15 protein-coding genes are annotated in these 15,190 nt (G+C 63.2%); 12 read left to right on the forward strand and 3 right to left on the reverse strand.

Features of this window, described 5'->3' with window-relative positions; all coding sequences use genetic code 11:
* Positions 1 to 21 precede the first annotated feature (21 nt).
* From napA to msrB, 6 genes are all read left to right on the forward strand, one after another.
* Entirely contained in the window at positions 22 to 2,535 is a 2,514-nt protein-coding gene (gene napA / locus AC5ZGW_RS13995; protein ID WP_130226006.1) for a periplasmic nitrate reductase subunit alpha, read from the forward strand.
* Complete coding sequence (locus AC5ZGW_RS14000) at positions 2,532 to 3,002, forward strand: nitrate reductase cytochrome c-type subunit (protein WP_165435216.1); 471 nt, start codon at positions 2,532 to 2,534, stop codon at positions 3,000 to 3,002. Before napA ends, AC5ZGW_RS14000 begins: the two co-directional genes overlap by 4 nt.
* Positions 2,999 to 3,637, forward strand: a complete 639-nt coding sequence (locus tag AC5ZGW_RS14005) for a NapC/NirT family cytochrome c (protein ID WP_028165375.1) — start codon at positions 2,999 to 3,001, stop codon at positions 3,635 to 3,637. The genes AC5ZGW_RS14000 and AC5ZGW_RS14005 overlap by 4 nt, the downstream gene beginning before the upstream one ends.
* 124 nt (positions 3,638 to 3,761) lie before the next feature.
* Positions 3,762 to 4,871, forward strand: a complete 1,110-nt coding sequence (locus AC5ZGW_RS14010) for an ATP-dependent DNA helicase (RefSeq protein WP_130226008.1) — start codon at positions 3,762 to 3,764, stop codon at positions 4,869 to 4,871.
* Between the two features lie 241 nt (positions 4,872 to 5,112).
* Positions 5,113 to 5,832, forward strand: a complete 720-nt coding sequence (gene msrA, locus AC5ZGW_RS14015) for a peptide-methionine (S)-S-oxide reductase MsrA (protein WP_130226009.1) — start codon at positions 5,113 to 5,115, stop codon at positions 5,830 to 5,832.
* Between the two features lie 117 nt (positions 5,833 to 5,949).
* Positions 5,950 to 6,360: a peptide-methionine (R)-S-oxide reductase MsrB gene (msrB, locus tag AC5ZGW_RS14020; RefSeq protein WP_130226010.1), complete on the forward strand. Its 411-nt coding sequence runs from the start codon at positions 5,950 to 5,952 to the stop codon at positions 6,358 to 6,360.
* A 116-nt stretch (positions 6,361 to 6,476) separates the two neighbouring features.
* Here msrB and AC5ZGW_RS14025 read toward each other — a convergent pair whose 3' ends face one another.
* The 3 genes from AC5ZGW_RS14025 to AC5ZGW_RS14035 are packed head-to-tail and all read right to left on the reverse strand — an operon-like array spanning position 6,477 to position 9,259.
* Complete coding sequence (locus AC5ZGW_RS14025) at positions 6,477 to 8,006, reverse strand: FAD-dependent oxidoreductase (protein WP_130226011.1); 1,530 nt, start codon at positions 8,004 to 8,006, stop codon at positions 6,477 to 6,479.
* Positions 8,007 to 8,045: 39 nt separating this feature from the next.
* Positions 8,046 to 8,498 carry a GatB/YqeY domain-containing protein gene (locus tag AC5ZGW_RS14030; RefSeq protein ID WP_028165380.1) on the reverse strand — a complete coding sequence of 151 codons (453 nt, stop codon included), beginning with the start codon at positions 8,496 to 8,498 and terminating at the stop codon, positions 8,046 to 8,048.
* 59 nt (positions 8,499 to 8,557) lie between these two features.
* Positions 8,558 to 9,259, reverse strand: a complete 702-nt coding sequence (locus AC5ZGW_RS14035; RefSeq protein WP_130226012.1) for an alpha/beta fold hydrolase — start codon at positions 9,257 to 9,259, stop codon at positions 8,558 to 8,560.
* A 157-nt stretch (positions 9,260 to 9,416) separates the two neighbouring features.
* Here AC5ZGW_RS14035 and carA point away from each other — a divergent pair, with 157 nt between their 5' ends.
* The 6 genes from carA to AC5ZGW_RS14065 all read left to right on the forward strand — a co-directional run bounded on the left by carA (position 9,417) and on the right by AC5ZGW_RS14065 (position 15,149).
* Positions 9,417 to 10,607, forward strand: a complete 1,191-nt coding sequence (carA, locus tag AC5ZGW_RS14040; RefSeq protein ID WP_130226013.1) for a glutamine-hydrolyzing carbamoyl-phosphate synthase small subunit — start codon at positions 9,417 to 9,419, stop codon at positions 10,605 to 10,607.
* Positions 10,608 to 10,729: 122 nt separating this feature from the next.
* Entirely contained in the window at positions 10,730 to 11,257 is a 528-nt protein-coding gene (locus tag AC5ZGW_RS14045; RefSeq protein WP_130226014.1) for a cupin domain-containing protein, read from the forward strand.
* A 394-nt stretch (positions 11,258 to 11,651) separates the two neighbouring features.
* Complete coding sequence (locus AC5ZGW_RS14050) at positions 11,652 to 13,109, forward strand: DUF1254 domain-containing protein (protein ID WP_130226015.1); 1,458 nt, start codon at positions 11,652 to 11,654, stop codon at positions 13,107 to 13,109.
* 248 nt (positions 13,110 to 13,357) lie between these two features.
* The gene (locus AC5ZGW_RS14055) at positions 13,358 to 13,783 is read left to right on the forward strand and encodes a YeeE/YedE family protein (protein ID WP_130226016.1); all 426 of its coding nucleotides are present in this window, start codon (positions 13,358 to 13,360) and stop codon (positions 13,781 to 13,783) included.
* Between the two features lie 8 nt (positions 13,784 to 13,791).
* A complete protein-coding gene (locus AC5ZGW_RS14060; protein WP_130226017.1) occupies positions 13,792 to 14,244 on the forward strand; it encodes a DUF6691 family protein in 453 nt (150 codons plus the stop codon).
* An 11-nt stretch (positions 14,245 to 14,255) separates the two neighbouring features.
* Positions 14,256 to 15,149, forward strand: a complete 894-nt coding sequence (locus AC5ZGW_RS14065) for an MBL fold metallo-hydrolase (protein ID WP_130226018.1) — start codon at positions 14,256 to 14,258, stop codon at positions 15,147 to 15,149.
* Positions 15,150 to 15,190: the final 41 nt, after the last annotated feature.

Consider the following 15,190-nt stretch of genomic DNA (forward strand, 5'->3'; position numbering starts at 1 on the left):
TGATGAAGGGAAGGAAATGCCATGACCGCCCCCAAGCTGGATCGCCGCCAGGTCCTGAAACTGGAAGCCGCCGCAATGGCGGCGCTCGCCGGAGGCATGCCGGTTGCGGCAGGTGCCGCCAACCTCGTCACCGAACGCGCCGAGAGCGAAATGAAGTGGGACAAGGCGCCGTGCCGCTTCTGCGGCACCGGCTGCAGCGTGATGGTCGCGACCAAGGACAACCGCGTCGTCGCCACCCACGGCGACATCAAGTCGGAAGTCAACCGCGGCCTGAACTGCGTCAAGGGCTATTTCCTCTCCAAGATCATGTACGGCCATGATCGCCTGACCAAGCCTTTGCTGCGCAAGAAGGACGGCAAGTACGACAAGAACGGCGATTTCACCGAAGTCTCATGGGACGAGGCCTTCGATGTGATGACGGAGAAGTTCAAGGCCGCGCTGAAGAAGCGCGGGCCGAGCGGCATCGGCATGTTCGGCTCCGGCCAGTGGACGATCTTCGAAGGCTACGCGGCATCAAAGCTGTTCAAGGCCGGCTTCCGCTCCAACAACATCGATCCCAATGCGCGGCATTGCATGGCCTCCGCTGCCGTCGGCTTCATGCGCACTTTCGGCATTGACGAGCCGATGGGCTGCTATGACGACATCGAGGCCACTGATGCCTTCGTGCTGTGGGGCTCGAACATGGCGGAGATGCACCCGATCCTGTGGACCCGGGTCGCCGACCGCCGCCTCTCGGCGCCGCATGTGCGCGTTGCCGTGCTTTCGACCTTCGAGCATCGCTCGTTCGATCTCGCCGACATCGGACTCGTGTTCAAGCCGCAGACTGACCTCTATCTGCTCAACGCGATCGCCAACCACATCGTCAAGACCGGACGGGTCAACAAGGATTTCGTCGACAAGCACACGCTGTTCAAGCGCGGCCAGACCGATATCGGCTACGGCCTGCGGCCCGACCACCCGCTGGAGAAGAAGGCGACCGGCCGCGCCAAGGCGGGCGATGCCCAGGACATGACTTATGACGAATACGTCAAGTTCGTCTCCGACTACACGCTGGAGAAGGCGGCCGACATGGCCGGCGTCCCGCTCAGCCGGCTGCAGGCACTCGCCGAGCTCTATGCCGATCCGAAGGTCAAGGTCACGAGCTTCTGGACCATGGGCTTCAACCAGCACACCCGCGGCGTCTGGTGCAACAACCTCGTCTACAACATCCACCTCCTGACCGGAAAAATCTCCGAGCCCGGCAACAGCCCGTTCTCGCTGACCGGCCAGCCATCGGCCTGCGGCACCGCGCGCGAGGTCGGCACCTTCTCGCACCGCCTGCCGGCCGACATGCTCGTGACCAACAAGGAGCATCGCGCCAAGGCCGAGCACATCTGGAAGCTTCCGGAAGGCACCATTCCCGACAAGCCCGGCTATCATGCCGTGCTGCAGAACCGAATGCTGAAGGACGGGCTGCTCAACGCCTACTGGATCCAGGTCAACAACAACCTGCAGGCCGCCGCCAACGGCAACGAGGAGACCTATCCCGGCTATCGCAACCCCGAGAATTTCATCGTGGTGTCGGACGCCTATCCGACCGTGACGGCGCTGGCCGCCGACCTCATCCTGCCGACGGCGATGTGGGTCGAGAAGGAAGGCGCCTATGGCAACGCCGAACGCCGCACGCATACCTGGCACCAACTGGTGTCGGCGCCGGGCGAGGCGCGCTCCGACCTCTGGCAGCTCATGGAGTTCTCCAAACGCTTCAAGGTCGAGGAAGTCTGGCCGGAAGAGCTGATCGCGAAGATGCCGGAGTATCGCGGCAAGACGCTGTTCGACATCCTCTACCGCAACGGCCAGGTCGACAAGTTCCCGGTCACCGACATCGAGGCCGGCTACGCCAATGACGAGTCGAAGGCCTTCGGCTTCTACGTCCATAAGGGCCTGTTCGAGGAATATGCCTCGTTCGGCCGCGGCCACGGCCATGACCTCGCGCCGTACGACACCTATCACCAGGTGCGCGGATTGCGCTGGCCTGTCGTCAACGGCCAGGAGACCCGCTGGCGCTTCCGCGAGGGGCTCGACCCCTACGTCCAGCAGGGCACCGGCGTTCAGTTCTATGGCTTCCCCGACGGCAAGGCGCGGATCTTCGCACTGCCCTACGAGCCGCCGGCGGAATCGCCCGACAAGGACTTTCCGTTCTGGCTCTCGACCGGCCGCGTGCTGGAGCATTGGCACTCCGGCACCATGACCCGCCGCGTTCCCGAACTCTACCGGGCATTTCCTGAAGCCGTCTGCTTCATGCACCCCGACGACGCCGCTGATCTGAAGCTGCGCCGCGGCGACGAGGTCAAGGTGGAATCCCGCCGCGGTTTCATCCGCGTCCGGCTGGAGACCCGCGGCCGCGACAAGCCGCCGCGCGGCCTGGTGTTCGTGCCCTGGTTCGATGAATCCAAGCTCATCAACAAGGTGACGCTGGATGCGACCGATCCGATTTCGCTGCAGACCGACTACAAGAAATGCGCTGTGCGCATCGAGAAGGTGACGACGACATGATCGGAAAGTCCGCTATCGTTGTTCTTGCCATTGCGCTTGTCGCCGCTTCAAGCTCGCTGCTCGCGCAAGGCGTCACGTCCGGCCTGCGCGGTCCCGCCCCGCTCAACGAGGAGGGACCGGCGCCGCCGATGACGCCGATGCGCAACACCGCTGAACGGGAGATCCGCAACTACCCGGAGCAGCCGCCGGTGATCCCGCATTCGATCGACGGCTACCAGGTCGATATGAACGGCAACAAATGCCTGTCCTGCCATGCCCGCGCCCGCACCGGCGAATCGCAGGCGCCGATGGTGAGCATCACCCATTTCATGGACCGCGACGGCCAGTTCCTCGCCTCGGTGTCGCCACGCCGCTACTTCTGCACGGAATGTCACGTTCCGCAGAACGTCACGACGCCGCCGGTGACCAATGATTTCGTCGACATCGACACCATCCTGAATCGCCCAGCACCCGGTGGCCCTCGATGAGCGACGTCGACAAGGCTCCGCCAGGCCAAGGCTGGTTTGCGCGGCCGTGGCGTTTTGCCCTCGAACTATGGGACGTGCTGATCCGGCCGAGCTCGGTGTTCGGGCTCGGCGTCTTGGTGCTTGCCGGTTTCGTCGCCGGCGTGATCTTCTGGGGCGGCTTCAACACCGCGCTGGAACTGACCAACACCGAAAAATTCTGCACCGGCTGTCACGAGATGCGTGACAACGTCTTTGCCGAATTGAAGTCCACCATCCACTTCACCAACCGCTCCGGCGTGCGCGCGACCTGCCCGGACTGCCACGTCCCGCACAACTGGACCGACAAGATCGCCCGCAAGATGCAGGCCTCCAAGGAAGTCTGGGGCCATCTTTTCGGCAGCATCGACACCCGCGACAAGTTCGTCGACAATCGGCTCGAGCTCGCGCTGCATGAATGGGCGCGGTTCAAGGCCAATGATTCGCTCGAATGCCGCAACTGCCACAGCGCGCAATCGATGGACATCACCAAGCAGTCGCCGCGGGCGAGCGTGGCGCATCAGCGCTTTCTGTTCACGGGCGAGAAGACCTGTATCGACTGCCACAAGGGTATCGCTCACCACCTGCCGGATATGCGCGGCGTTCCCGGCTGGCAATAGGCTTGGGTATCTTTGGGTATCCTGGGGCGGCCGGCCGGCACCTTGCGCCGGCAGCCTGAATGGCTAGGTTGAGGGGCTGAGTCGGCGGGCGATCGCCCGCTTGTCCTCTCCTCCGCCGAGACCCATGACCACCTTTACGCCGCATCAGGATTCCGCGCTGAAAGCCGTCGCCGACTGGCTCAAGGCAAAACCGGGTAAGAACGGCACACCGCCGATCTTCCGCCTGTTCGGCTATGCCGGCACCGGCAAAACGACGCTGGCGCAACATATCGCCGACGGCGTCGACGGCGAGGTGAAATTCGCGGCATTCACCGGCAAGGCCGCGCTGGTCATGCGCAACAAGGGCTGCGAGAACGCCTCCACTATCCATTCGCTGATCTACCGCGCCCGCGAATCCGGCGTCGAGCAGCCGACTTTCGAATTGTGGGACGACGCGCCGGCATCGAAAGCCAAGCTGATCGTGATCGACGAATGCTCGATGGTGGACGCCGAGCTCGGCCGCGACCTGATGTCGTTCGACTGTCCACTGCTCGTGCTCGGCGATCCCGCGCAGCTTCCGCCGATCCAGGGCGCCGGCTTCTTCACCAATGCCGAGCCCGACGCGATGCTGACCGAGGTGCATCGCCAGGCGCAGGACGATCCGATCGTGCGGATGTCGATGGACATCCGCGAAGGCCGCGAGCTCGAGATCGGCCGCCATGGCGAGAGCGAGGTGGTGCCGCGCAACGAGCTCGATCCCGAGCGCGTCATGAATGCCGACCAGGTGCTGGTCGGCCGCAACAACACCCGCCGCGCCTACAACATGCGGATGCGACAGCGGCAGAACATCGAGGATCCCTTGCCGGTCGCCGGCGACAAGCTGGTCTGCCTGCGCAACAACCGCAAGAAGGGCCTGTTCAACGGCGGCCTGTGGCGGGTGAAAGCGCGCGCGCAATCGAAATCCAAGATCATCACCATGCGCGTGATGCCGGACGAGGATTTCGGCCACAAGGTCACCAAGGTCTCCGTGCGCGGCGAATGCTTCGGCGGCGCCATCGAGACCATCCCATGGGAACAGCGCAAGCCCTACGACGAATTCGACTACGGCTATGTGCTCACCGTGCACAAGTCGCAGGGCTCGCAATGGGACGACGTCGTACTGTTCGACGAAAGTTTTGCGTTCCAGGACAGCCGCGCGAGGTGGCTGTACACGGGGATCACGCGCGCGGCGAAGCGGCTCTCCGTGGTGGTGTGATCCTCTCCCCCGTCATTGCGAGCGAAGCGAAGCAATCCATTTATCCCCTTGCGGAGGCATGGATTGCTTCGTCGCTCCGCTCCTCGCAATGACGGGGCTGGTTCACAGACTCGTGTCCATCCGGCCGTAACACCCCCCTCCTCAGCCCGTATCTTCGGCATCCAGGGGAAGACCGCCCGATTTCCGAAACCCGGCTTCCGTTCTAGACTGGCTCCAGGCCCTCCCATCCAAAGAGGAAACCATGTCCAATCGCCCGTTCCGCCGCCTGTCGCTCTGCGCTGCCGCCCTCGGCGCGCTGGCCATCGCCGCACTTGCCGCAGCCCCCTCGCGGGCGGCTGAAGACGCCGTGATCATTCCCGTCCCGACGCTCGACGCAAAGGCCACCGATGGCATCCAGACCGCGGTGCTCGCGGGCGGCTGCTTCTGGGGCGTGCAGGGCGTGTTCCAGCACACCGCTGGCGTCGTCAGCGCGGTTTCCGGCTATGCCGGCGGCAACAAGGCGACCGCCGACTACAACATGGTCTCCACCGGCACGACCGGACACGCGGAATCCGTCGAGATCAAGTACAACCCGAAGCAGGTTTCCTACGGCAAGCTCCTGCAGATCTTCTTCTCGGTCGTGCACGACCCGACGCAGATGAATCGCCAGGGTCCGGACACCGGCACGCAATACCGCTCGGCGATCTTCGCCACCAGCGACGATCAGAAGAAGGTGGCGGAGGCCTATATCGCCCAGCTCAATGCCGCCAAGGTCTACAAGAAACCGATCGTGACCAAGGTCGGACCGCTCGAGGGGTTCTATCCCGCGGAGGCCTATCACCAAGACTACCTGACGCTGCACCCCAACCAACCCTATATTGCGTATAATGACATCCCGAAGGTCGAGAACCTGAAGAAGATCTTCGCGGAAAACTACATCGAGAAGCCGACACTGGTCGGCAACACCAAGGTCACGAATTAAGCGCCACAGTTTCCGTCATTGCGAGGAGCGAAGCGACGAAGCAATCCATCTCTCCACGTGCTGCGGCATGGATTGCTTCGCTTCGCTCGCAATGACGGTATAGTGAGAGGAGCCTTCATGTCCGATACCAAGACCCCAGACAAGGTCGTCAAGAGCGACGCCGAATGGCGCAAGGAATTGACGCCGATGCAATATGCGGTGCTGCGCGAGAAAGCGACCGAGCGTCCCTTCACCGGCGAATACGAGCATGAGCACCGCCAGGGCACCTATGTCTGCGCCGGCTGCGGCCAGACCTTGTTCGAATCCGATGCCAAGTTCGATTCCGGCTGCGGCTGGCCGAGCTTCACGCAGCCGGCGACGGAAGGCCATATCGACGAGGAGACCGACCACAGCCACGGCATGGTGCGCACCGAGGTGCTGTGCTCGAAATGCAGTGGCCATCTTGGCCACGTCTTCCCCGACGGCCCCGGCCCGACCGGCCTGCGCTACTGTATCAACTCGGCAGCGCTGAAGCTGCAGCCGAAGTGATCAATTCTCGTCATGCCCGGGCTTGTCCCGGCCATCCACGAAGACACTTGCTCAAGCTACAAAGACGTGGATGCCCGGGACAAGCCCGGGCATGACGGCATTGTACTGAGGTCAGGCTACGCCGCCAACGCGCCGCGCTCCATGGCGAGCTCAGCCGCGAGGCTCGCAATATCCCGATAGATTGATGCCACCGCGAGCACGCGGCCGCCTCTCTTGTAGCGCACCACGCAGTCCTTTGCGGCAATATCGCCGTCAACGTCGATCTCGTCCCATTTCTCGGCATGGCCGACATAGTTGATCGGCACGTCGTAATGCTGGCTCCAGAAGAACGGCACCGTATTGAACACTTCCCGCTGACCGAGCATGTTGCGCGCGGCAGTCTGGCCCTGGCGCTCCGCCACCACCCAGTGTTCGACGCGGATGTTCTCGCCGGAATGCGGATCCGGCCAGCGGGCGATGTCGCCCGCTGCATAAATGCCGGCGCTGCTGGTTTCGAGATAGGCATTGACGGTGACGCCGCGATCGATCGCAAGCCCGGCCTTTTCGGCCAGCGCGAGACGCGGCCGCACGCCGACGCCGATCACGACGAGATCGGCCTCGAGCACGCCGCCGCTCTGCAGGCTCGCGCGCTTGCCGTCCATCGCGGTGACGGTATCGCCGAGGTGAAAGACAACGCCGTGCTCTTCGTGCAGGCTGCGGACGAAGTCGCCCATTTCGGGCCCGAGCACGCGCTCCATCGGCCGCTGCTCCAACCCGACGACGTGGACCTCGATATCCCTCGCCCGCAACGAGGCCGCGACCTCGAGCCCGATGAAACTTGCGCCGATCACAACCGCGCGGCGCGCGCCGCTCGCTGAAGCGATGATCGCGCGGCAATCATCCAGCGAGCGCAAAAGATGAACATGGGGCTGGTCCGCGCCCGGTATCAATAGACGCACCGGCTCCGCGCCGGTCGCCAGCAACAACCGGTCATAGGGCAAGGCCTTGCCATCGGCGAGAACCACCTGGTGCGCAGCCGGATCGATCGACGCGACCTTGGTCTTGAGCCGCAGATCGATCGCGGCGTCAGAATAGAAATCGTCAGGCCGCAGCGGCAGCCAGTCCTCCGGCGCGCTGCCGGCAAGATAGTCCTTCGACAGGTTCGGCCGATCGACAGGCGCCGCGGCCTCGCCGCTCAGCATCGTGATGCTGCCGTGATAATCCTGTCGTCGCAGCATCTCGGCGGCGGCAAATCCCGCCGCGCCACCGCCCACGATCACGATGCGGCCGGGCGCATCGATCGCGCCTTTCACGCGCGGCTTGGGCTGCTCGCGCTTCTCGCGGACAAAGATGCGCTCGCCTTCGTGCTCGACCTTCCACACCGCGAGCGTGCTCAACGCCGGAGCGCGTGCAGCCTCGCCGGTGCGCAGATCGAAACAGGCGTGATGCCAGGGACAGCGGACGCTCTCGCCGACGACGAGGCCTTCCGCCAGCGGCCCGTGATAATGGCTGCAACGGGCGTCGATCGCGAAGACGTCCGACCCCGAACGCACCAGCAGCACGTCGTCATCGCCGACATGGCCGAGCAGAGTGGCGCCGGAGAAGTCGGAGGGCGCCACGCCTTGCGACAGATCGGGACCGGAGGGTTGGGCTTGCTGGTCGGCCATGATGTCCTCCGTCGGTTTGAAACTGGTCCGTTCGAAGCCCTATCCCAGCGCCGCCTTCACCAGGCCACTGGCCTTCGCGAAATCCATCTGCCCGGTGTACTTCGCCTTCAATGCGCCGATTACCTTGCCCATGTCCTTGACCCCGGCAGCATTGGTCTCGGCGATCGCGGCTGATATCGCGGCCTTCACCTCATCCTCCGACATCTGCTTCGGCAGATAGGCTGAGATCACCGCGATCTCCTCGCGCTCCTGCGCGGCGAGCTCGGCGCGGCCGCCCTTGTCGTAGAGCTCGACCGCTTCCTGGCGCTGCTTGATCATCTTCTGCAGCACGCCGAGCAATTCGGCATCAGAAAGCGGCGGCTTGCCTTGGCCGCGCGCGTCGATATCGGCGTTCTTGATGGTCGAATTGACCATGCGCAGCGTGGAGAGCTTGCGCTCCTCCTTCGCCTTCATGGCGTCCTTGACCGCGTTGTTGATGTCGTCGCGCAGCATGGCCGTGTCCCTGAATGATGAAACCTTCCATCTAGGCCGTTCGTTCCGCGAGAACAACCTCAGTTCCGCAGCCATTCGACCAGCGCGTTCGCGGTCGCCTCGGGTTGTTCCGGTTGTGGCAGATGCCCGCAATTGGGCAGGATCACGAGCTTGGCGCCGGGAATGCGGTTCGCCATCTCCACCGACAGCGAATTCGGGATGGTATGGTCCTCGTCGCCCGTCAGCACCAGGGTCGGGCACCTGATCCAGGCCAGCGTCGGCCGCGAGTCGGGGCGGCTGATCACTGCCGTCTGCTGGCGGATGAACCCCTCGACCCCGACATCGTTGCCCATGTCGTGGACGAGCTGGCGCAGGCTCGCATCCTCGCGCCGCGACGGGTGCACGAAGCCGGGAAACAGTTCATCCAATACGCTGCGGAAATCGCCGCTTTTGGCGCGGGCCATCATGCCGCGGCGGCGCTCGGAGGCCTCCGGCGTATCAGGGCGGGCCTGGGTGTTGATCAAGGCCAGCTTTGCCACCCGCGCCGGCGCCTGGCGCATGATCTCAAAGGCGATGTAGCCGCCCATCGAATGCCCGGCCAGCGCAAAGCGCGGCGGCGCTTCCGCCAGGATCCGGCGCGCGATCGCCCCCATATGATCGTCGCGGATGTGGTTGGCGACCGTGACCGGTCCGAGCCGCCACAACGCCGGCACGACAGGGACAAAGATCCGCGGCGACGAAACCAGGCCCGGGACGAGCAGGATCGGCATCGTGTTGTCCATGCGGGCTCCGAAACGGGCAATTTGGCCGGGAAACGAGGTTATGGCGGGAACCCTAGCTTAAAACCCCGGAACCGCCAGTCAAATAGGCGCAAAACCCGTGTGAATGGACGCCCTTTCGCTTTGACGCGGCAGGATGTGGGAACTATGTAAAGGGCTCATGACCACATCCGAAAACGCTTCAGCCTGGCCGGACCACAAACCGACCGCGCTCCTCGTGCTCGCCGATGGCACCGTGCTGGAAGGCTTTGGCCTCGGCGCGGAAGGCCAGGCCGTCGGCGAAGTCTGCTTCAACACCGCCATGACCGGCTATGAGGAGATTTTGACCGATCCCTCCTATGCCGGGCAGATCATCACCTTCACCTTCCCGCATATCGGCAACGTCGGCACCAACGACGAAGATATCGAGACGGTGAACATGGCGGCAACGCCGGGCGCGCGCGGGGTGATCCTCCGCACCGCCATTACCGATCCGTCGAACTACCGCGCCACCCGCCATCTCGATCAATGGCTGAAAGCGCGCGGCATCATCGGCCTGTCGGGCATCGACACCCGCGCGCTCACGGCGCTGATCCGCAGCAAGGGCATGCCGAACGCCGTCATCGCGCATTCAAAAGACGGCAGGTTCGACCTGCACGGCCTCAAGGAAGAAGCGCGGGAATGGCCCGGCCTCGAAGGCATGGACCTGGTGCCGATGGTGACCTCCGGTCAGCGCTTCACCTGGGACGAGACGCCCTGGGAATGGGACAAGGGCTACGGCCGGCAGACCACCCCTGAATTCAACGTGGTCGCTGTCGACTACGGCATCAAGCGCAACATCCTGCGTCTGCTCGCCGGCGTCGGCTGCAAGGTCACGGTGGTGCCGGCGACCACGTCGGCCGAAGACATCCTCGCGGTGAACCCGGACGGCGTGTTCTTGAGCAACGGCCCCGGCGATCCCGCCGCGACCGGCAAATATGCCGTGCCCGTCATCCAGAAGGTGATCGAGTCGGGTACGCCGACCTTCGGCATCTGCTTGGGGCATCAGATGCTCGGGCTCGCCGTCGGCGCCAAGACCAAAAAGATGCACCAGGGCCATCACGGCGCCAATCACCCGGTAAAGGACGAGACCACCGGCAAGGTCGAGATCACCTCGATGAACCACGGCTTTGCTGTGGACCAGGCGACATTGCCCGCCGGCGCAACGCAGACCCATATCTCGTTGTTCGACGGCTCCAATTGCGGCATCCAGCTCGACGGCAAGCCGGTGTTCTCCGTGCAATATCACCCGGAGGCGTCGCCCGGCCCGCGCGACTCGCATTACCTCTTCAAGCGCTTCGCCGCCATGATGCGCGACAAGAAGCGGGCGTAGGAACGTAGGCGGCCGAAATGACGTTGTAGGATGGGTAGAGCGAAGCGAAACCCATCATCTGGTGGCTCACGGCAATCGCGATGGGTTTCGCTCACGCTCTACCCATCCTACGGGAGCTTCCCATGTCCGTCGTCAAGGCCGATACAACGCCGCTCACGATCGTCTTCGAGGATGACGGCCTGGTGCCGAACAATCGGCTGCCGTTCCTCGTCTACAAGGCGACCGTCGACGTCGACAACGAGCATCCGGAGAAGACTATCGAAGGGTTGTTCGGCGCCAATGGCTGGGGCGCGATGTGGCGCAACGGCGTCTACGATTACCTGCACTATCATTCGACCGTGCACGAGGTGCTCGGCGTCTCACGAGGACATGCGCGCGTACAGTTCGGCGGCGATCGCGGCAAGGTGCTGGAGATCTCCGCCGGAGACGTCGCGATCCTGCCCGCCGGCACCGGGCACCAATTGATTGCCGCGAGCGATGATTTCTGCGTGGTCGGCGCCTATCCGCCGGGACCGCCGATGGAGATCACGCGACCGACGCCCGAAAATCACGCCAAGGCGCTGAAGACGATCCCACAGGTCGCGACACCCAAGACCGATCCGGTGATGGGCGAGAATGGGCCGCTGGTGAGGTTGTGGAAGCGCGGCTGACCGTGCGGGCCAAGTGGCACCATCGCGCGTCCCCATGGGGTCAGCAGGACCGAAAGATGCGGGAAGTGCCCGCGGGGATATGCCCACGAGCGGGCACACAGCGCAACGAGCTAGCGATGGTCCGACTGGTTCACATTCACGCTTGTGCTAGATTGTACTCGTGGAGGTAGTTGAAACAGTCGTTCTTCGACATCGGACTTTATAGCATTTGATTCAATAATCTGCCCCGCGGGCGTCGTGTGGCGTCTTATGCTGCACACCCCCTGCACACCCCCTCTTGCACACCTGACATCCCTTGCCTGAACGCGAAGACTTCGAAGTCGAAGCATCCAACGATTGTAGAGGCCTGCCCCCATAAATCACGACAGCACACATCAGTTGAGGAGTAGTCGATATGTTTCGAGGAATTCTGACGCTGACTTTGTCTCTCGGCCTGGGCGCGGCGGCTGTGCCCGCTGCGCTTGCGCAACAAGCGGCGCCGGCAATCACCGAGCAGGAAGCGCACGCCATCGCGGTGGACGCCTATATTTATTTCTACCCTATCCTGTCGATGGACGTGACGCGGAAGCAATTCACCAACGGCACCACCGATTTCAAGGGACCGATGAACACGTTCGTCAACGTATCAGAATATCCGCCGGCGAATTTCAAGGGCGTGGTGCGCTCCAACTTCGACACGCTCTATTCCGTATCATGGCTCGACATGACCAAGGAGCCTGTGGTGGTCTCGGTACCCGATACCGACGGGCGCTACTACCTGCTGCCGATGCTGGACATGTGGAGCGATGTCTTTGCCTCGCCGGGGTGGCGAACGACGGGCACCAAGGCGGGCACCTTCCTGCTGACGCCTCCCGGCTGGCGACCGGATCTGCGTGACAGATTTATCGATGAGTTCAAGCTCCCGAGAGACACGCAGCGGATCGACGCACCAACGCCTTATGTCTGGGTGATCGGCCGTACCAAGACCGACGGCCCGGCAGACTACGATGCGGTTCACAAGATCCAGGCGGGTTACAAGGTCGCGCCGCTTTCAGAATTCGGCAAGACGCCCAAACCCGTCGAATTCAAGCCCGACCCAAGCGTCGACATGACGACGCCACCGAAGGTCCAGGTCGATACGATGACGGCCGGCGTGTATTTCGCCTATGCGGCCGAACTGCTGAAGCTTCACCCGCCTCATATCACCGATCAGCCGATCATCGCGCAGATGAAGAAGATCGGCATCGAGCCGGGCAAGAGCTTCGACATCGGCAGGATCGACCCTGTCCTGCAGCGCGCCTTCGAGACCGCCCCGCAGGACGCGCAGAAGCTGATGGCCTGGAAGGTGCCGACGCTTGCGCGGGTTGCCAATGGCTGGTCGATGAACACCGATACGATGGGTGTTTACGGCAACTACTATCTGAAGCGTGCCATCGTCTCGCAATTGGGGCTCGGCGCGAATCTGCCCGAGGACGCCATCTATCCGCTCAATCTCGGCGACGAAACCGGCAAGCCGCTCGACGGCGCAAGCAAGTACACCATCGCGTTCGAGAAGAATGCCGCCCCGCCGGTCAACGCGTTCTGGTCGATCACGCTGTACGATCCGGAAGGCTTCCAGGTCGGCAATGTGCTGAACCGCTTCGCAGTCAGCAGTTGGATGCCGTTCAAGTATAACGCGGACGGCTCGCTCGATCTTTACTTCCAGAACGAAAGCCCGGGCAAGGACAAGGAAGCCAATTGGCTTCCGGCGCCGAAGGGCCCCTTCAACCTGACCATGCGCCTCTACAGTCCGAAGTCCGAGGCGCTGACCGGAAAATGGAATCCTCCGCCCGTCGTCAAGACGCAGGCAACGCTGGGATTGTCGGCACAGTAAATCTCGATCGGGCGTCGGCGGCGTCTCAAGACCCACTAAAGCGGGATGACTTTTCTTCGAATCGTCATCCCGCTTTGATCTTTTTCAGAAAACCGGTGCCCACTTTTCTGGATCATGCTCTAGATTGGCTCGCGCAATCAATTGGGCGAGTTGATCAGACGGCTGGCGGATGACGGATCCGGTTCGCAGCCTCCGCACTTTCGGACGCCGCCCCCGTCTCAGTGACGGCCCATCGAGGGAGCAAGAAGATGCCGACCACCTTCACGCCGATGACCGCGCTGCTGGGCGGAGCCTTGATTGGCCTTTCCGCCGTGGCGTTGATGGCGTTCGCCGGGCGGATCGCAGGAGTGAGCGGCATCGCCGCCCGCCTGCTTCCGCCGTTCAACGATCAGGAATGGCCCGGTCGTCTCGCCTTCATTGCCGGGCTCGTCGCCGCGCCCGTCGTGGTACGGGTTGCGACCGGCAGCCTTCCGCTGCAAGCCATCGAGACCGGCGGTATCCTTTTGGCGATCGCGGGCCTTTTGGTTGGCTTCGGTTCGGTATGGGGCAGCGGCTGCACCTCCGGCCACGGCGTCTGCGGCATATCGCGGCTGTCGCTTCGATCCATTGTCGCTACACTGGTCTTCATGGCGACGGGACTTGCGACGACCTTCGTCATCCGGCATCTCGCATGAGGTCCCGCATGTCTGTTCTGATCCAGTTCGTCATCGGCCTGGCATTCGGACTCGGGCTCCTGGTCTCCGGCATGTCCAATCCGGCGAAGGTCCTGAACTTCCTCGACCTCGCGGCGATTCGCACGGGATCGTGGGATCCCAGTCTCCTGTTCGTGATGCTGGGCGCCGTCACCATCACGTTTATCGGCTTCAGGGTTGTGCTGAGGTGGCCGCGACCGGTTCTTGCGGGTGCATTCCATCTGCCAACCAAAACCGATTTCGATTTGCGCGTGATCGTCGGACCTGCGATTTTTGGGGTAGGCTGGGGTATCGCCGGTTTCTGTCCCGGTCCAGCCTTCGTGGCGCTTGGTTATGGATCGTCGGCGTCGATCCAGTTCATGATTGCCATGCTGGTCGGGATGGCCGGCGCCCGCGCGCTCGCCGACCGGCAGCCGGCGCTTGCCGGATCACTTTACGAGTAGAGGAGCAGCCCATGTCCGACATTCCTCACACCGTCGACCTCTCCGTGAAGCCCGAGGTCACCGCATTCTTCGATCCGGCGACCAACACCGTCAGCTACGTGGTCAAGGACCCCACATCGAAGGCCTGCGCCGTGATCGATTCCGTGATGGACATCGATTACGCGGCCGGCCGCATCGCCTACCAATCCGCCGACAAGATCATCGATTTCATCACGAAGCACCGCCTCAAGCCGGAATGGCTGATCGAGACCCATGTTCATGCCGACCATTTGTCGGGCGCGCCCTACATCCAGAGCAGACTCGGCGGCAAGATCGGCATCGGCGAGAAGATCACGGTCGTGCAGGAGACGTTCGGCAAGATCTTCAACGAGGGCACCGAATTCCAGCGCGACGGCAGCCAGTTCGACCGCCTGTTCAAGGACGGCGACACCTACGAGATCGGCGCGATGAAGGCCTTCGCGCTCTATACGCCCGGCCATACGCCCGCCTGCATGACGCATGTGATCGGTGACACGGCCTTCGTCGGCGACACCTTGTTCATGCCGGACGGCGGCTCGGCGCGCGCGGATTTCCCGGGCGGCAACGCCCGCGATCTCTACCGCTCGATCCACCGGATTCTGTCGCTGCCGAACGAGACCCGCCTGTTCATGTGCCACGATTACGGCCCGAACGGCCGCGAGATCCGCTGGGAGACGACGGTGGCCGAGCAGCATGCCCACAACATCCACGTCCATGACGGCATCACGGAGGACGAATTCGTCGCCACGCGCGAAGCGCGCGACAAGACGCTGCAGATGCCGAAGCTGATCATCCCCTCGCTGCAGATCAACATGAAGGGCGGCAAGCTTCCGGCGCCGGACGCCGACGGCAAGCAATATCTGAAGGTGCCAATTAACCTGTTATAAGCTCAAACGGCGGCGAGGCAGCCCGCTGCCGTTCCGCACTC

The sequence above is a fragment of the Bradyrhizobium sp. Crot121 genome, from assembly GCF_059512385.1.